At 46.0% G+C, this 18,516-nt stretch carries 14 protein-coding genes, 1 pseudogene, 1 riboswitch and 1 other annotated feature; of the genes and pseudogenes, 13 read left to right on the top strand and 2 right to left on the bottom strand.

Features of this window, described 5'->3' with window-relative positions; translation table 11 throughout:
* The 3 genes and pseudogenes from AZ66_RS16280 to AZ66_RS16275 form a co-directional block, all read left to right on the top strand.
* Positions 1-1,489: condensation domain-containing protein (locus AZ66_RS16280; RefSeq protein WP_156159987.1), on the top strand; the 1,489-nt coding region annotated here is incomplete at its 5' end.
* Positions 1,396-2,088 carry a condensation domain-containing protein gene (locus AZ66_RS33365; RefSeq protein ID WP_197081715.1) on the top strand — a complete coding sequence of 231 codons (693 nt, stop codon included), beginning with the start codon at positions 1,396-1,398 and terminating at the stop codon, positions 2,086-2,088. The genes AZ66_RS16280 and AZ66_RS33365, both read left to right, overlap by 94 nt.
* Before the next feature lie 400 nt (positions 2,089-2,488).
* A pseudogene (locus AZ66_RS16275) lies at positions 2,489-4,445 on the top strand (glycosyl hydrolase family 18 protein).
* A gap of 210 nt (positions 4,446-4,655) precedes the next feature.
* On the opposite strand, the gene AZ66_RS16270 reads toward AZ66_RS16275, so the two are convergent.
* Positions 4,656-5,921 (bottom strand): voltage-gated chloride channel family protein, encoded by a 1,266-nt coding sequence (locus AZ66_RS16270; RefSeq protein ID WP_044355796.1) that lies wholly within the window; start codon positions 5,919-5,921, stop codon positions 4,656-4,658.
* Between the two features lie 129 nt (positions 5,922-6,050).
* Positions 6,051-6,111, bottom strand: a riboswitch (Fluoride riboswitch).
* Between the two features lie 214 nt (positions 6,112-6,325).
* Here AZ66_RS16270 and AZ66_RS33360 point away from each other — a divergent pair.
* The 5 genes from AZ66_RS33360 (at position 6,326) to AZ66_RS16250 (ending at position 11,095) form a co-directional block, all read left to right on the top strand.
* Positions 6,326-6,961: an ABC transporter substrate-binding protein gene (locus AZ66_RS33360; protein ID WP_269433095.1), complete on the top strand. Its 636-nt coding sequence runs from the start codon at positions 6,326-6,328 to the stop codon at positions 6,959-6,961.
* Between the two features lie 19 nt (positions 6,962-6,980).
* Entirely contained in the window at positions 6,981-7,346 is a 366-nt protein-coding gene (locus tag AZ66_RS33355) for an ABC transporter substrate-binding protein (RefSeq protein ID WP_269433094.1), read from the top strand.
* A 223-nt stretch (positions 7,347-7,569) separates the two neighbouring features.
* Positions 7,570-7,743: a hypothetical protein gene (locus AZ66_RS16260; RefSeq protein ID WP_231586905.1), complete on the top strand. Its 174-nt coding sequence runs from the start codon at positions 7,570-7,572 to the stop codon at positions 7,741-7,743.
* A gap of 18 nt (positions 7,744-7,761) precedes the next feature.
* Complete coding sequence (locus tag AZ66_RS16255) at positions 7,762-8,901, top strand: GerAB/ArcD/ProY family transporter (RefSeq protein ID WP_044355794.1); 1,140 nt, start codon at positions 7,762-7,764, stop codon at positions 8,899-8,901.
* 169 nt (positions 8,902-9,070) lie between these two features.
* Positions 9,071-9,326: a binding site (T-box leader), on the top strand.
* 95 nt (positions 9,327-9,421) lie between these two features.
* Positions 9,422-11,095, top strand: a complete 1,674-nt coding sequence (locus AZ66_RS16250) for a glutamine--tRNA ligase/YqeY domain fusion protein (RefSeq protein WP_044355792.1) — start codon at positions 9,422-9,424, stop codon at positions 11,093-11,095.
* Positions 11,096-11,318: 223 nt separating this feature from the next.
* Here the strand turns inward: AZ66_RS16250 and AZ66_RS16245 are convergent, their stop codons facing one another.
* Positions 11,319-12,254 carry a DMT family transporter gene (locus AZ66_RS16245; RefSeq protein ID WP_044355791.1) on the bottom strand — a complete coding sequence of 312 codons (936 nt, stop codon included), beginning with the start codon at positions 12,252-12,254 and terminating at the stop codon, positions 11,319-11,321.
* 349 nt (positions 12,255-12,603) lie between these two features.
* Between AZ66_RS16245 and AZ66_RS16240 the strand changes: the two genes are divergently transcribed.
* The 5 genes from AZ66_RS16240 to AZ66_RS16220 all read left to right on the top strand — a co-directional run.
* Positions 12,604-13,656 carry an exosporium glycoprotein BclB-related protein gene (locus tag AZ66_RS16240; protein WP_044355789.1) on the top strand — a complete coding sequence of 351 codons (1,053 nt, stop codon included), beginning with the start codon at positions 12,604-12,606 and terminating at the stop codon, positions 13,654-13,656.
* 437 nt (positions 13,657-14,093) lie between these two features.
* Positions 14,094-15,290, top strand: coding sequence for an MFS transporter (locus tag AZ66_RS16235; protein ID WP_044355787.1), 1,197 nt, complete (start codon positions 14,094-14,096; stop codon positions 15,288-15,290).
* A 286-nt stretch (positions 15,291-15,576) separates the two neighbouring features.
* The gene (locus tag AZ66_RS16230) at positions 15,577-16,566 is read left to right on the top strand and encodes a helix-turn-helix transcriptional regulator (RefSeq protein WP_044355786.1); all 990 of its coding nucleotides are present in this window, start codon (positions 15,577-15,579) and stop codon (positions 16,564-16,566) included.
* Between the two features lie 213 nt (positions 16,567-16,779).
* On the top strand, positions 16,780-18,207 hold the full coding sequence (locus AZ66_RS16225; protein ID WP_044355785.1) for an aminotransferase-like domain-containing protein: 1,428 nt from the start codon (positions 16,780-16,782) through the stop codon (positions 18,205-18,207).
* A 27-nt stretch (positions 18,208-18,234) separates the two neighbouring features.
* On the top strand, positions 18,235-18,516 hold a 282-nt coding region (locus tag AZ66_RS16220), incomplete at its 3' end, for an SDR family NAD(P)-dependent oxidoreductase (protein ID WP_044355784.1).

The following is an 18,516-nucleotide window of genomic DNA, read 5'->3' as shown; positions in this document are numbered from 1 at the left end:
TGCTCGCGGATATCTCAATCTGCCGGAGCAATCAGAGCAGCGCTTCATTGTGAATCCCTTCTTCGAATCAGATGGGTGGAAGCGTATGTACATGACCGGTGATTATGCCCGGTGGCTGCCTAATGGGGAAATCGAATTCATTGGTCGAACAGACGACCAAGTGAAAATTCGTGGTTATCGAATTGAAATAGGTGAAATTGAATCTCAGTTGCAGCGCCTTACAGGCATCCAAGAAGCTGCCGTGCTCACGGTTCAGCAAGGTATTTCCGACTCGACGCTATCTGCCTATATTGTCTCGGATCAAGAACTCGCGATCTCAGACATTCGCACTCAGCTGCTGAATCAGCTTCCTAGCTACATGGTGCCTGCACACTTCATGATGATTGACAGCATGCCGTTAACACACAATGGCAAGATTGACCGCAAGGCACTGCTTCACATGACCGCACTGCCTTCTGGCAATCAACCGTATATTGCACCTGTTACCGAACGTGAGCAGTTGCTCGCGGAGTTGTGGGCGGAGACGCTAAATAGGCACCCAATCGGGCTACACCACAGCTTCTGGGAGCTCGGCGGCGATTCGATCAAAGCGCTTCAACTCATGGGACGATTGCATCAATACGGATATACCTTGCCAGTAAAGGAACTTCATTCATACCCAACGTTGGGTGAGGCAGCTGCCCGCATGAGATCTACAGATAAGCGCACTCAGAACGAGATCATAACTGGAATCGTTCCATTCACACCTATACAACAGTGGTTCTGGGAGCAGCGGTTCGCAAACCCTCATCATTGGAATCAGTCATTCGTCATATTCAGTAAGTCGAGATTTGTGCAAGAGCACATCGAACATGTATTTGACGATCTTGTTCTTCACCATGATGCATTGCGAATGACCTACCGCCGAGAAGGGAAGTCGATCGTTCAGACCATTCGCCAGCCGGATGAAGGGCCCTTCTATCATCTCGTATCATACGATCTAGAAGATGTCGACCATCCTGAGCGAAATATGGAACAGATTGCAACTCAACTGCAGCAGAGTATTAATCTCTACGAGGGCCCAATTGTTAAGCTTGGTCTATTCCGTATGAAGGATGGGGATCACCTGCTGCTCACGATTCATCATCTGATTGTAGACGGATATGCTTGGCGTGTGCTCCTCGAAGATTTTGCTGATGGATACGATCAGCTTGTGAACGGACATCCGCTGCGTGTTAGGCCGAAGTCAACGTCTCTTCAGCAGTGGGCACAGAGACTAATCACCTATGCTCAGCAGGATGAGGTTATTCAGGAACTTCCTTATTGGCTTGCGCTTGAACAATATTCAGGAGATCCATTGCCACTCGGTATACGCAGCGATGTGCAAGCTGCCGATGGCGTATGGAGCGATATGGCATGGTTGCGGTTGAATTCTCTTCGGAAGCAACCGACACACTGCTTCGGAGCAATAATACGCCAGCAAGCCCGGATGCATATGACCTCATGCTAACTGCATTCGGAGTGGCGCTTGCGGATTGGAGTGGCGGACGCACATTTCGCTTGGATGTTGAAGGCCATGGAAGAGAAGCAATCGGGGAAGAGATCGAGGTGTCGCGTACGATCGGCTGGTTCATGACGATGTATCCAATCATACTCGATATGTCCCAATCTGATTCCCTTTCCGCAGCCGTGGAACAGACTCGGCAAATGCTCCGCAGCATTCCGAACAAGGGAATGAATTATGGGATACTGAAGTATTTGACCAAGCATGAGTCAGCAAGGCGTACAGCAATTTTGGAGAGGAAAGCAAATATAAATTTCAATTATATGGGTCAATTTGGTAACGAGCTGAATAATGAAAAATTTACGTTTTCAGCGATGCCGCCAGGTGATACGATCGGACTGGACAATGAACGAATGTACCAGTTAGAGGCGGTTGCTATGATCGTAGGAGGACAGCTAGTCGTTCGTTTCGTTTACAACACGCGGGACTATGAATATTCCAATATTCAGGAGCTCGTGAATCGATATAAGACCCGCCTCGAAGCATTGCTTGAATTACACAAGCATGGATATGCATCGGTGCAGAGACCCGGGCTAAATATCTAAGCGTAGCAGAGACCGATGCTGCTTCGACTGTATCTGTATCTTCATCCGAATAAGTAGGAATGAGAAAGCCTGAGTCATCACAAGTAAGATGGGGATGTCCTCCTATTAGCCATTGAATGAAAAAAAGGTCGAGTTCTGGGAGATTGACTTCCTTCCCATGATTCGACCTTTTTCATATTCACCATTCATTCCTCAGTAGTACCACTGTTCTAGTAAGTCGTATGCTTCTAGTTCTTAATACCCTTTTTTTAACATAAAATGTATCGTTTCCGTATAACCGCTTTTCTTTTCCTTTTCGTTTGAGCCTGTCTGCGCAAGGAGGTGAGGCTAAGGAATTCGTCGATCATTTTCAATCAGCAATATGCTTGCTGAACTTTTCAAAAATGAAAGGGATGAAAGAATGTACAATACGAAGCCGTTAATCGGCATGAGAAGATATGCAATGCGAATTTTCTTTCTCTTTACCGGACTGCTTGTTCTAATGAGCTCCTCGTTCTGGCCGGGGGGAGTGCTCGGATCAAGAACTGTGGCCGCTTATGCAGCAGATCTCACAGACTCACTGGCCATCCCCGCTTATAAATCAGTAGGGTATTACACATCATGGGGAATTTATGGACGCAATTATCAAGTTACGGATATTGATGCCTCGAAGTTAACTCATCTGAACTATTCTTTTTTTTGATATTTGCTGAAACGGCATCCACGGCAATCCGTCGACCTCGTCAGACAATCCGAACAAGAAGACATGGTCGTGCACGGATCCTGGTGTTCCGCTGCAAAAGGGGAGTGTCCCTACCGGGGCGATTGTATTAGGTGAGCCGTGGGCCGACGTGAATACGAATTTTAGTGGTGCGCTGAATATTCCGTATGAAGATTGCCAGAAAGGCAAGTGCGGCAATATCGCTCGTCTCAAGCAATTAAAATCCAAAAATCCGCACTTGAAAACCCTTTTCTCCGTAGGCGGATGGACCTGGTCCAACCGCTTCTCGGATGTGGCGGCTAATGAGCAGTACCGTATTAATTTTGCCAAGTCTGCTGTTGATGCGATTCGCGAATATGGCTTCGATGGTATCGACATTGATTGGGAATACCCAGGTGTAGAAGGAATTAAGGGGAACAGCTATAGCCCGAACGATAAAAATAATTTTACGAAGCTGCTTGCCGAGGTTCGGAAGCAGATCGATGCAGCAGGAGCTCAGGATGGCAAACATTATTTGCTCACTATTGCCACTGGGGCCTCGCAGCGATATATCGATAATGCTGCAAAAGCGCCATACCTCTTCAACGCAGCGACTGGCCAATTCATGGCCTATGACGATATCCAATCGATCGGATATAAGACGAGTTACATCAAATCGAAAGGGCTCGGTGGCGCCATGTACTGGGATTTGAGCTCGGATTGCCGAACCAGCTCTAAATACACGTGCACGGGGCAAAAGATGATTGATAAAGTGGCAGCGGATTTAGGAATAAACGCTAATGACCCGGGAAACCTACCGCCTACCGTGCCGCAGGGGTTGTCAGTTGTACAGGCGACATATAGCGAAGTGGCCTTCAAATGGAACCCGTCAACAAGCAATGTGGGAGTGTCCGGGTATGAGGTATACAAGGATGGAAGCCTTGTACTGTCGACACCACAAACAGAAGCAACAGTGAAGGGATTAACGGAAAACACGGACTATCGATTTACGGTGAAGGCGAAGGATATATTAGGCAATGTATCCGAGGCGAGCGCTCCGCTGCTCGTGCGTACAGCCAAAAAGCCTCCAGTGGATATTGATCCTCCAAGTACACCAACACAAGTAGTGGTGACAGGCAAGTCGGATACGACAGTGTCTCTATCTTGGGCACCATCAATAGGCAAAGCCGGCGTGGATCGATACGAGGTGTCGCTGTCTGGGAGTACGGTTGCCCAAGCGAAGGATACAACTGTAACCGTTACAGGGTTAACTCCAGAGACCTCTTATACATTTAGGATAACGGCCGTCGACACTGTCGGCAATCGATCTGAACCAAGCGAGTCGGTTACCGTTGTGACAGATAAGACCACGAAGTCGGATGTAAGCTTTACCTTTGCAATTACAAGCGATTGGGGAACGGGTTATAATTTTCAAGGAACATTGACGAATAATGGTTCCGCTGATATAACAAGCTGGCGCTTAGAGTTCGACTACAGCGGTTCTATATCGCAAATATGGGATGCCCGTATTGTCAGCCGCAGCGGCAATCACTATATAATTGAATCGGCAGGCTGGAACACCAGCATACCATCGAAGGGGAGCGTGTCCTTTGGCGGTGGCGGCAGTCCAGGAGGGAACAGCTCGCAGCCGACCAATATCGTGGTGACATGGAAATAAACGCATCAAATAGAACTGTTCTTAGGTGATAGAAGTACTGGTCAGTTGACTTTCGCTTCCGACAATGAATGGAAGGTGACGACAATCAAGCAAAAAGGTCGAGTACAGGGCGTCAATTAACCCTGAACTCGACCTTTCTCTTATTAGATAGAACCTCGCAGATAGGTAAGCTAACGAATTGGACAGCCTCATTACGTGGTTATCGTCGTATTACTCAGCTCGATCTTGTTGTCGATGCTCTGTTTTGACTGCGCCAATCGTACTTCCTGCTGCAATCCGTATCAACTTCGCTTTAGACACTCCAATTTGTTGTGATGTATAGATACCCGTATGACCTGAAAATAAATAGCTGATCAAGCAGGCGATAAACATATAAATCGCACCCTCGGAACCGAACAATTCAATTCCCATCAGGAAGCAGGCGATCGGTGTATTCGTTGCTCCACAAAATACGGCAATAAATCCTAGTGCAGCCAAGAAGGGGGCATACAACTGCAAGATGCCCGACAATGCATTGCCTAATGTAGCTCCGATGGCAAATAACGGCGTGACCTCACCGCCCTGAAAGCCTGCACCTAACGTAAAGGAAGTGAAAATGAGCTTCCCAAGAAAGGCAAATGGAGATACGTCCTCCGTAAAAGAGCTCTGAATAAGCGGAATTCCTAAGCCAAGATAATCGCGTGATCCAACGAAATACACGAATGCGATTATAACTAGCCCGCCTACCGCACTTTTAAGCATCGGATTTGCAAATAGCTTGGCATACCCTTTTTTCAAATAGTGGGTCAGTTGACTGAACAGCCGGCTCGTAAGTCCGAATAAGATGGAGGCCAGCACAACCTTTCCCAGTACAAGCAGCGATAACTCCGGAAAATCATTGACGACGTAATGGACATGTGATACTCCCCATACCGATGAGGTGACAATATTCCCAACAAAGCTCGCTACGAATGCAGGAACCAAGGCCTCGTGACGGATGAGTCCGATGGCCAGCACCTCAAGTCCAAATACTGTACCCGCAAGCGGGGTGCCGAATATAGAACCGAACCCACCGCTAATGCCGCAGATGAGCAGAATTTTACGATCAGTCTGGTCGACACGCAGCATTTTGCCAAGCCATTCGGATAAGCTGCCGCCCATCTGGACTGCCGTCCCTTCACGGCCTGCGGAGCCGCCGAACAGATGTGTAACAAGCGTACCGAACAAGACTAGCGGCGCCATACGCAGTGGAATCGCTTCTTTGCCATCATGAATCTGTTCAATAATAAGATTATTGCCTTTCGCGCTGTTCTTACCGAATTTTAAATACATGTAACTGACAAAAGCACCGCCTAGCGGCAGCAGGTACAACAGCCAAGGATGCTCGATTCGCGTCCCCGTAACGTAGTCCAAGCTGATGAGAAATATCGCAGAGGCAGAACCAGTCAATAGCCCAACGATACTCCCAAGTACAATCCACTTCAATAAAGAAGCCATAATAGCGGCGTATGTAGATTTCTGTAAGACAGGTATGAGCAACCCTCTCCATTTCTTCACAACATCTCATCATCCTTTCTGTCATTACCATTCTGGACAAAAAAACAGACTCCTACCAGGGAATTTAATTCTCTGGTAGGAGTCATTAGCCTAGACGGCGGTTATGGCGAACTCCATCGCCTATTCAATTTAATATAGTTGTATTTTATTTCATTTCATCCGCATAGTCAATTCTAATCCGAATTGAGACGCGCCCTGTCCGGGTATCCGTGTACACGTCTACCAAAATAAATTAGATTCGCCATTGTGCAATAAAGAAAGTATATATATACTTAGTCATGTGATGGTAATGATAATCATTATCAATATATTTCACTACATAATAAGTTAGGAGAACTGCTCGAATGAAATCACCCAAACGGAATCGTGCAGGGCAGCTTATATTATTAACTACAGTTATCGCAACATTGTTAACGGCATGTGGAGGGGGAAGTGCCCCGACTGGAACAGAACAAGCAGCAGAGAGCAATGAATCAGCTCAAGCAGGACTACATAAGGAGAATCAACGTGAGACAAGTGCTCAAGCAACGACTCGTTCGTTTACGGACTGGAGTGGCCATACTGTAGAAGTACCTACAAACCCGCAGCGTATTATCTATCATGGGGAAACGACCGGAGATCTCCTTGCCCTCGGTGTTATGCCAAAGGGGATATTAAAGCTGAGCATCGTCGGCACCTCTTATGAGGATCAATTGTCAGGTTCCACGGATATCGGATTTCCCTTCAGCGTCGAGAAGGCGATAGAAGTAGAACCCGATCTCATCATTATCGCCAACAACGATGAAAATGTATATTCCCAAGTGTCCAAGATCGCTCCAACGGTGACCTTTGATTCTTTCGCACCCCTTAAAGAACGAATGAACGTGTTGGGCGATTTGCTCGGCAAAAAAGAGGAGGCCGCGAAATGGATTCAGCGATATACGGATAACGAGGCAGCCATGTGGAAAAAAAATTCGCGATCAAGGTGCAAAGCCAAATGAGACAGCATCCGTATTTACGATGTATCCAGGCAACCGCTTATTCGTAATGGTTTCGACAGGTTTACCGCAATTGCTGTATGGAGAATTAGGTTTTAAGCCCGTTCTGCCTGTTATGGACATATTAAAGAGCGATCGCGGATTTATGGAGATTTCACCAGAGAAACTGCCGGAATATGCCGGAGATCGGATCTTCGTATTGAAGCCAATCGATCAAGCTGCACAGAAAGATTCGGATGAGCTTTTGAAGAGCAAAGTATGGAACCAACTTCCTGCTGTGAAAAACGGACAGGTGTACGAGTTAGATATCAACAAGGTTAACAGCGACGCAGCATCACGAGAATGGCTCATAAGCGAGCTGCCTCGATTGCTGCAGCATGAGTCGTAATCAACAGCTAGGTACATTACACATGAGCTCCTCACAAATATGAGGGGCTCTTTTCATTAGGGAATTTATTACCAGCCCGTTTAAAAAAATGCTCAACGACGATAATTGAAATAGATTGATCACAAATATCCACAATATAGGGAATGGAGGATTACGACATATTTTAGCTAGTTTAGGGATCCTCATTATTGCAGCCACCATTATTTTCGTGGAATACCCAGCATTGTCGAAGAGCGGAAGTAAACAAGAAGCTGTCGCATTCGGTATACTGCTTACACTCGGCACAGTACTTGGAATCGCTCTGGCATTTCATGTTAAAGTACCAAGCCCGCTTGACATGGTTGAAGCCATCTATAGACCAATTACAACCTTTATTTCAACGATCTTGAAGGGATGAACGAGAGGAGAAATAAGAATGGGAAGTGGGGTACAGAGTAATATCAGCGTTCGTCAGTTTACAATTCTCGTCTTCTTATATTCTGTTGGAACTGCGGTTTTAGTTATCCCTTCAAGCTTGGCGGAAGAGGTGAAGCAGGATGCGTGGATTGCATCAATTATTAGCATTGGAATAAGCATGCTTCTTGTGAAGCTGTACAGCATCGTCGCACAGCATCATCCGAGAATGACACTTGTTGAAATGATTGAGAAGCGCTTTGGCAAATGGCTTGGGACAGCTATTTCGTGGTTCTTCGTTTTCTTTGCATTAATCACTTCATCGGAGCTGCTAAACTATATGGGCTTCTTCATGACAACTCAGATATTGCCCAATACTCCTATGATCGCTACGAACATCATATTCGCAATCATTGTTGTGATGGGCGTGCGCTTAGGTTTAGAGGTGCTTGCAAGGTCTGCGGAGATTCTATTTCCATACTTCATACTCTTGCTCCTTATTCTTCTTCTATGCACTACGCCACAGATCGATATACATAAGATTCAGCCCATCTTCGAGTCGAGTATGAAACCGATGATCCGTGCGACATTATTGTTCAGCAGTATATACTTGTTTCCAGCTGTCGTCTTCTTAATGATCTATCCGTCATCCACTCCAGAAGTGAGCAAAGCAACAAAAGCGTTCTATATCGGAGTGCTTCTAGCCGGTATTGTGTTGACAATCATTATCGCCTGTACGATCCTGGTTCTCGGAGCAGAGACAACTTCACGGCAATTATATCCGAGCTATGCACTGGCCAAACGAATAATGATTGGGTCTTTTTTTCAGCATGTCGAAGTAGTTGTAGCTGTCATGTGGCTCATTACCATTTACTTCAAAATGTCGATCTATTTTTACGTATCCTGTGTAGGTCTCTCACAGACATTGCGACTGCGCGATTACCGAATACTTGTATATCCGTTAAGTCTTCTATTAGTCGTCTTCTCCATTATTGTACATCCGTCCTCGGTGCACTACAACGACTACAATAAGACGGCCTGGATTCCGTTCGTTGCTACCTTCGGAATCTTAGTTCCGCTTCTGCTGCTCGCTGCATCTATTCGACACAAGCGGGCACAATCGAGAGAGGAATCATGTCATCAAGAGGGGAGTAAGGAGTAGGCAATATGGATACGGTCATGTTCTGTGATGCGCCATTGCCATCATGTTCTCACACCCATTTTCTGATATGAAACTACGAATTGTACAATCCATCGGTGAAGGAGAAGAAGGCTGTCTAACATCCGACTTTACATTGGTGGAATGATTTGTTATTATCTATCCCAATATCAGAAACGCGATGATGAGAAGAGTAAGGAAATATGCACATATACAGAGAGCTCCTGCAGCTGAGAAGGAGCAATGAGCTGTTTCCCGAACCAAGCCTCTGAGCAGCATGCCGGATTCGTACAACTGTGGGATGGCATGACGGGAGCTCCCGTTATAGAGCTAGAGTATAAGCATGCTTCTTATGCCGTACTTGATGAGATTAATATGGCGACATATTAATGAACCCGGGGTGGTACCACGATAACTTCGTCCCCAAGACTTAACGTCTTGGAGGTGAGGTTTTTTTATTGCGTTTTTTTAGATATGGGCTCACACTCGATTCACCCCAACAAGTTCATGAGGAGGCGTCGCCATGAATCAAGATACTGCATATTCAACGGACCATTATTTATACAGACTCATACACGGGGAACAAGAAGCTTCGCCGTTCAGTCGAAGCATGTGCACGCGGTTCCCCCCAGAGCCGAATGGCTATCTCCACATTGGGAGCGCCTATGCCATTCACACAAGCTATATGCTTGCGAAGCAGTATGGAGGCTTGTTTCATCTGCGATTCGATGACACGAATCCTCTGAAGGAGGAGATCCATTACGTTCACTCCATCATTGAGGATATGAAATGGCTTGGATATGATCCCGATTATATTTATTATGGATCGGACTATTCGGAGCAGATTTACCAAGCGGCTGTGACCTTAATTAGGAAAGGGAAGGCATATGTCTGCGATCTTGCGCCAGACGAGGTGGCGGATTATCGGGGGACGTTGACAGAGCCTGGCCGAAATAGCCCTTATCGCAGCCGCACGATACAAGAGAACTTGGAGCTATTTACTAACATGAGACAAGGAGACTTTCCTACCGCATCTAAAGTGCTCCGCGCCAAGATCGATATGAGCTCGCCGAACATGAATTTGCGGGATCCGATTTTATATCGAATTATTCATGCTGCGCACTATCGAACATTGGATAACTGGTGTATATACCCGATGTATGATTTTGCACATCCGATTCAAGACGCCATCGAAGGCATCACGTACTCGTTATGCTCGATTGAATTCAAAGACCATCGTCCTCTGTACGAGTGGGTTCTCCGCGAACTCGAAGTTCCAGAGCCTCCAAGGCAGCGCGAATTCGGACGTTTGAATCTCACGGGTGTCGTAACAAGCAAGCGTTACTTGCGGCAGTTAGTCGAGGAGAGACTCGTTGAGGGCTGGGACGATCCAAGATTGCCAACGATTCGCGGCCTTCGTAGAAGAGGGTACACGTCAGAGAGTATACGTGCATTCATCGAAGAGATCGGCAGCATTCGGATCGAGAGCACCGCGAATATCTCGCTGCTGGATCATTGCGCAAGACAGGATCTTCAAGACCGAACTAGCGGCATCATGGCAGTACTGCACCCGTTAAAGGTTGTCATAACAAACTATCCAGAGGATAAAGTAGAATGGCTGCAATTGGAGAACAATCCTCATAATGAGCAGTTGGGCCAACGGGAGGTTCCCTTTTCGAGAACCATTTATATCGAGCGAGATGATTTTCTAGAGCAACCACCAAGCCAATTCCACCGACTACGTCCAAATGGTGAGGTTCGATTGAAGGGTGCTTATTTTATCCGGTGTGATGAAGTTATCAAAGATCCAGCAACCGAAGAAATTACAGAACTTCGATGCACATACGATCCGGTCACGAAGAGCGGCACAGGCTATACTGGACGGAAAGTGAAGGGAACCATTCACTGGGTGTCTGCTGCTCATGCTGTGGAGGCTGTCGTGCATTTGTACGAGAACCTCTTGCTAGAAGAGTCTGTACCGAAGGATAACGAAATCATCTGGACTGACCGAATCTGCCCAGACTCACATACTCGTATCTCTAACGTTATGTTGGAGCCTTGGGCAGCACAAGCTCTAACAGAACAGCGATTCCAGTTTATCAGACATGGTTATTTTGCCAGAGAGCAAGGTAGCGAAAACCAACTTCTCGAATTTCACCGGATCGTACCGTTGAAGGATTCATGGGTCAAGAAATAGGCTCTGTATGGAGCGAATCACTTGAATGCCACTCGTGCTGTATAATCTGCTTGTCATTTCATTGCTGTGAAGACGTTTGATGTGGATCCTCATGGCGATATAACAGTATATATCTTTGCTTTTCAGCGAAGATGTATTATTTATCGGTGAATATGAACGAAAAAATGAAGAAAGAGCTCTCTCGAAGCAACACATTCGGGAGAGCTTACTTTATTGCTGTGATTTATCCAGACTGTACTCCTTGGAGATCTGTATGGCTTTTCTTTGACCGTTGGAACAATTGCTTCAAGCTGTCAAAATTGATAATGGCTGTGCCGACAATAATGATTACTGCGCCAACAGCCGATACCCATGTGATCCTCTCCCCATAGAATAATACGCCAACCACGAGCGCGAGCATCGGAGATACGTACAGCCAAGTAGAAGCAAATATTGGCGTCGTCTTGGCGACAAGCCAATAGAACAGACTATGCCCAATCATCGAACCAATCACAATTAAATAAAGCAATGAGCCAAGTGCGCGACCAGATAGCATATTCCCAAAGTTCCAATCCTCCGTAAATACGGATAGTGTAAGCAGTAAAACTCCTCCATATATCATCTGAACCGCATTAAGTGCAAATGGTGACGTAGATGAAAAGCGCTTCGCAACCCGTTTAGAGTAAATTGCACCCCCTGCATAGAATAATTGACCTAAGATAATAACGATGCTGCCGACAATTACCCATACACTTGCCGATACTGAGATCCCAGGTACAAGCATAAGAACAACTCCTAGAAATCCTATGACACAACCTAGTAAAGCGTGAATGGTGGGTTTGTGGCGCATGAAGACCATCTGCAGCACAAGTATTAGAATGGGCGCTGTAGCTGACAGAATCGCTGCGATCCCCGAAGCAACGAATTGTTCTCCCCAATATAGAGCAGCAAAGGTGCCGAATGTAAGACCTATCCCTGTAAGGAGCGAATCTTTGTGTAATAACAAGGACAGGCTTGCCTTCTTCCTCCATAGCATCCAACTGAACAATAGGATTCCAGCAATGAAAAATCGAAGCCCCCCTGACAGGAAAGGCGGGGCAGAGGCGTCCACACCAATTTTCACCGCCAGGAAGGTTGTGCTGAAGATGAGACAAACGAGCACATAATTGAAGATAACCATGGTTTCTCCTCCTTTTGGATAGATCATACACGCTATGGGATAGGACAGATTACTGCAAATAGAACAGATTACTCCGATACGTTAATCAATGGAAGGAAGATAAGATGTATGCATGTCCATACGATGAGAGCAAGTGTATTAACAAGCAGTATCCAGCTTTCTATCGTTTCATTGGATGCAAACACGATGTTGGTTTCCCATCGTCATCATAGGAGTACACGTTTGTTATGACGCGTAGAAACGGAACATACTTTATGTCTTTACCTTGCGTTTTTTACCCAATCATTTCTTTCATATGTTCATATAATTATAGGGTAATTGAAAATACAACTTGCGGGAGGGATTTCATTTGTCACAATCTAATATCCCCAATATTACTCCTATTATTTCTGTAACTAGAGACGATGCAATCAATTTATTATTGTCTTCTATAGCTTTGGAAGAGCTCGGATTAAGCCACATTATTAATGCCGAAGGTGAAAAAATTCAGTTTGCTTTAGGTACTCTACCAGGTGTTACTTCTCCACCAGCTACAATTAGCGACATTTTACTTGTAAACCAAAGTGTAAGAGATACAATTCGAGACTTAACCAAAAAAGAATTTCTTCTGCAGTCTAAACTAGACAGCATCTTGTCTACACCGATATCTGTTGGTCCAACAGGTCCGACAGGCCCTACCGGCCCTAGTACTGGCGTTACTGGAACTACAGGCGCAACAGGTGCTGCTGGCGCAACAGGTGCTACTGGAGCTACCGGTGCAACTGGCGGTGCTGGAGCTACCGGCGTAACAGGTGCTACTGGAACTACAGGCGCAACAGGTGCTGCTGGCGCAACAGGTGCTACTGGAGCTACCGGTGTTACTGGCACAACTGGAGTTCCTGGTACAGGAGCCATTATCCCATTTGCTTCCGGTGTACCTGTACTTTTGACCACGCTCGCAGGCGGATTGGTAGGAACAGGCGGATTGATTGGATTTGGAAACTCTGCACCGACCGTAAGTGCATTAGGTGCAACAATTGATCTTACAGGAGCGGCAGGTTTGCTTCTGAACATGGCATTCTCGATGCCACGTAATGGCATAATTACGTCTATTTCTGCTTACTTCAGTACGACAGCAGCCCTAAGCCTTATTGGAGCAACTGCAACGATTCAGGCCCAATTGTGGCAATCGACTACTCCGAACAACACATTCACTCCAATTCCAGGAGCTATCGTTACATTAGCACCATCACTTACTGGAATCGTAGCAATTGGTGCAATCTCACATGGAGTAACGACAGGATTAGCTATACCTGTAACAACAGAGACTCGCTTGTTAATGGTCTTCTCGGTTACTACAACAGGCCTTACATTGGGTACTGTTGTTGCAGGATATGCAAGTGCTGGTGTAGCAATTACGTAATCACGAAGATGAAACAATAAACATCATGCATTGGAGCGGCAGTGATACACTTTTAGTCAATGGTGTGGGAGCTGCCGCTTCTTTACTTTGTTCATGTTAATCCATTTCCAGTTCGATCAAACGATTCACATTTCATCCGCTTTATTCTTTTAAAGGTCATCTGCCAGATCTTCAAAGTTTAGTTCACGTAAGAATCTATCAGCAATTCAATATCAAATTGTGTTAATTTGTTTGTTCTGAACCTACATATTGAACAGGAGGAAAAACAAAATATTGTTCGTTTACTCAACAACACAATTATTTCTCTCCCGGGATCAAGAAAAATCCGTTTACTGGCATAATCAATCCGTTTCGCGGTAGCAGGATCAATCCTTTTTCTTATACCATCTATAGGGAATCATCCGAACAAGAGGTATGGGAGAGGAGGGCCATTCAAGATGGCTAGAATTCGATTTAGCGTATTTTTCAGTGTATTTGTCTCGATGGTTGCGTTAATGATCATTGCGCCGGTCATGCCGCCGCTCATTCGTGAATTGGGATTAAGTGAGGTGCATTCAGGCATCATTATTTCATTAGGCTCTGTCGCCATGGCTGTTATGGCTCCTGTATGGGGACGACTCAGTGATCTCAAAGGGAGAAAGCCGGTTATCTTAATTGGCTTCATCGGAATGTTCATCAGTTATGTCATATTCACTGCAACGATGTATGCTGGATTACATGGAGGAATAGCAGGGGGCTTACTCCTTGGACTTCTAATCGCGGCACGCGCCATGGTTGGCATGTTCATTCCAGCTGTACCTTCATCCGCACAGGCGTATATGGCTGACGTAACCGATGAGAAGGGGCGTTCTTCAGGCATGGCCCTTATAGGGGCAGCAAATGGGCTTGGCCTTGTGCTCGGCCCTGCAATAGCTGCTGTATTCGCATTTATTGGTCTGATATGGCCGCTGTACATTGGAGCATTACTACCACTTATTGCATTCTTTGTCGTGCTCATGTTGGTTCCTACTCATAAGCAGTTGAATCACATCAAACCGCCCAAAGTTAGTCCGTTCCAGAAAGGGATACCCCTTAACTTAATGGCCGGGATGATTACCATGCTCAGTATCATTACGCTGCAGGTAATTGGCGGCTTTTATTTTCAAGACCAGCTTGCACTCACTACGCAAGAAACTGCCCGCATGGTATCCATGGGATTAATGCTAACAGGATTCGCAATGATTTTGACGCAGGGCATTCAAATGAAATCATCGAAGCTGCATCCCAAGCAGCTGCTGCTCATCGGATCGCTGCTCCTTCTATGCAGTATCGCACTGTTCTTGTTTATTAATAGCTTGCTCAGCTACTATATCGCGTTCTCCCTGTTCGGAGTAGGTGCAGGATTGTTGATGCCGGGCTTCATGACAGGCGCATCGCTTGCGGTATCGAGTGAACAACAGGGAGGGGTTGCAGGACTTATTGCGGCCGTACAAGGAATTTCTGCGGTAATTGCACCTATTCTAAGCACAATGCTGTATCGGCTGGATAAGCATGTTCCATTTGCAATCATGGGTGTACTCGTTCTTATATTGAGCATTACTATGGTTGCTGTAATGAATAAGCCGGCCATAAGCAATTCAGCTATCGAGAAATAAAATATGACTCTAACCGTAGTTAATAAACAGCTAATAATAACAAGAACGGCAAGAAGACAAGTGAAATGATAAAAAGAGATTTTTATTTTTAATTCATTGATAATGATAATCATTTGCTTTAACATGAAGACATATACATGGATTTGCCCGATTTGGACTAACCATTGGGGGACGGCACAACAGGTTCGTCATATCTAAGCTGCTAGGTTTCATGGGAATATAACGACACAGGATTGCTTTGGTCATGTACCCAAACTTATATAGACATGGAGTGGAGGAGAAGGTCTTGAAACTGCACATCGAGTCCCGCGACTTAGGCGATACATTCGGAGATTTCATAGATATCACCCCTTCACTTCGGGCAAATGATCAGAAGCGCATCTATTCCATTCCGACACCTAGCGGAACAGGGCAGCTACAGCGATTTCTCTTAAGAAAAGGGCTAGAAATCAATTTTTTCGACGCAGAATTTCATCGTCCGGTAACGATGGACGTCGATATTCATTATCCTCATCTTGAAATTTCATATACGACTTCTGGCAGCGGCAGCTGGTCAGCGTCATCGCAAGAATTTGCAATGACCCCGGGTATGTCCTCGCTCATCTATGTCCAGGAGGCCAATATGGTTGCACAGCTTCACCCTAATGAACAGATGCAGCACATGGAGCTTCGAATCGATCTCAGGTGTTTCAATCACGAACTTCCTGAGCTTGAACGATTGACGAGCAGGTCCGTCTACTGTAAGCAAACGGCAGGCTCAGCCCAAATCCCATTGCTTGTAGAACAGATGAAGCAGTGTCCTTATCAAGGATCGCTCCAAAGGCTGTATTTGGAAGGGAAGGCGCTTGAGCTGCTAGCATTTCATTTAGATGGCCTGGAAGAGAAGGAGTCAGCACAACAGATCACTTCCAAGCTGACTGCCGACGATATTCAATGTCTGTATGAAGCGAAAGATATCTTGACAAGAACGTGGAGGCAGCCTCCCAGCCTGCTTGGGCTTGCGCGCTTAACAGGACTTAATGATTACAAGTTGAAGCTAGGTTTCAAGGCATTATTTGGGACTACCGTATTTGGTTACGTACGGGAACTGCGCATGAATGAAGCAAGACGAGTACTGGAACGAGGGGAAGCCAATGTAAGCCAGACGGCCATGATGGTTGGATATCATAATGTCAGCCATTTTGCTTCTCTCTTCCGGAAAACCTATGGCTACAACCCAAGTGAATGCGGACGATTAACCGCATCAACTTCACGGCATGAACTGCACAAGATTTGAGGCAGAATGACTAGGGATTGGTTCGGAATAATTATTGATGGTTTTTAGGATTCATGTCTGAGACGCCTGCTTCAATACTGGCTGGATCACGATTGCTGTAACTCCCCATGGTATGGTCGTACATGTGCTAAACTAGAACAAATTGCTCCAAATAGAACAGATTGAAGATGGGTGTAGTACAATATAAGTTCAGATGGGAAAGGAGGCGTTCCGATGCGATCCAAGCAAATATACGATTACATATTGACGAATATTGAACGAGGAGAGTGGGAGGCTCATGATAAGCTCCCTTCGGTACGATCCCTTGCCGCTGAACTCGGGGTGAATCGCTTAACCGTGTTCAAAGTCTACAAATTGTTGAAGCAGCACGGTGTGGCCTATGTCAAGGAGAAATCCGGCTACTACGTAAGCCCATCGAAGTCAGCAGTTGAACCAGATTATTTCAATAGTAAGAACAGCTCAACAGCTATACAGTTAACAAGCAATCTGTCCGATATTCACCGAGTCGCAGCTAATTATCAATTTTCCCAAGCCCTTATCGATCCGAATTTACTGCCAAATCTGTTCCTGTCCGAATATGTAAAGAAAGTATTCGACAAGTACCCCAAGCTCATGGGGAGCTATTCCACACCGCAAGGGGACGAGGAACTGCGTGATGGGCTGTGTCAATATTTCATGCGGCAATATCGAGTCGATCTGAATATTGACGAAATTCTGATCACAACAGGTGCGCAGCAGGCGATTGATCTCCTTGCCAGAATTCTAATTAGACCGCTCGATGCCATACTAGTAGAGCGTCCAACATACAGCGCTGCGATTGACATCTTCCGAGGGCATGGCGCTCGATTGGTACCGGTGGAGTTCACGCCGGAGGGGTACGATTTGGAAGCGATAGAAAAGCTGATGAAGCAGCATCGTCCGCGAATGTTCTATATGAACCCAACGTTCCATAATCCGACGGGTTATACGCTTCCGCCGTCCCAGCGCAAGCAGCTTGTAGAATTGGCTGAGCGGTATCGTTGCATGCTTGTGGAAGATGATGCATTTCATGATATTTATTTCGATGAGGTGCCGCCGCAGCCTTTATTCATGTATGATACCTATGGATGGGTTGTCTATCTGCGAAGCTTCAGCAAGTATGTCGCTCCTGGTTTGCGCATATGCGCGGTGTTCGCTCGCAAATCGATGATCGAACCGCTGATCACAGCCAAATCGCTTGCAGATAACGGAACACCACTCGTCACACAAAAAATATTTCTTCATTATTATCAATCTGAACGGATGCAGCAGCACCTAGAGAAGTTGCGGATCGCGCTGCAAATTAGACGGGACGTATTGGAAGAGGAACTATCGGCAGCCCCCATTGATTGGAGATGGACAACGCCGCAAGGCGGATTGAACATATGGCTTCATCTGCCAAGCGACATTTCCTGTGACGCACTCCTGCACAACTGCTTCCAGCAATCTATTTCCTTTGTCCCTGGTCATATATGTGATCCGCTGAACGACATGCAATCTTGGATTCGTCTAAGCTATTCACTCATGAATGAGATCCAAATACGAGAGGGAATTCAGCAGCTAGCACAAATCGCCCAGCGAGTAGCGACAACCGATTCACAACCGCTGTTTAAACCGAAATAATCCGAATCCTGAAAGGAGAATGGTATAATGAAAAAATACATTATTTTCGGTGCAAGTAAGGGACTAGGTGATGCATTCGTAAAAGGTCTGCCGAAGCAAGGAGATCAAGTGTCGGTTGTCTCGCGTAATCGTCCGTCCAGCTTAGATCTGGAAGATGGGGTCAAGCGAATCTGGATTCAGGCTGACCTGTCGCAGCATGAGGTTTCCTCCCGTATAGCGAATGCAGTTGCAGAAGATGTGATTGATGTAATCATATACAATGTGGGCATTTGGGAACAGGACGGTTTTGAAGACGATTACAATTTCGAC

The sequence above is a fragment of the Paenibacillus sp. E194 genome (genome assembly GCF_000935845.1).
GTDB lineage: Bacteria > Bacillota > Bacilli > Paenibacillales > Paenibacillaceae > Paenibacillus_B > Paenibacillus_B alvei_B.
Note: the sequence above shows the minus strand (reverse complement) of the source record. Positions and strands in the feature narration are given on the sequence as shown.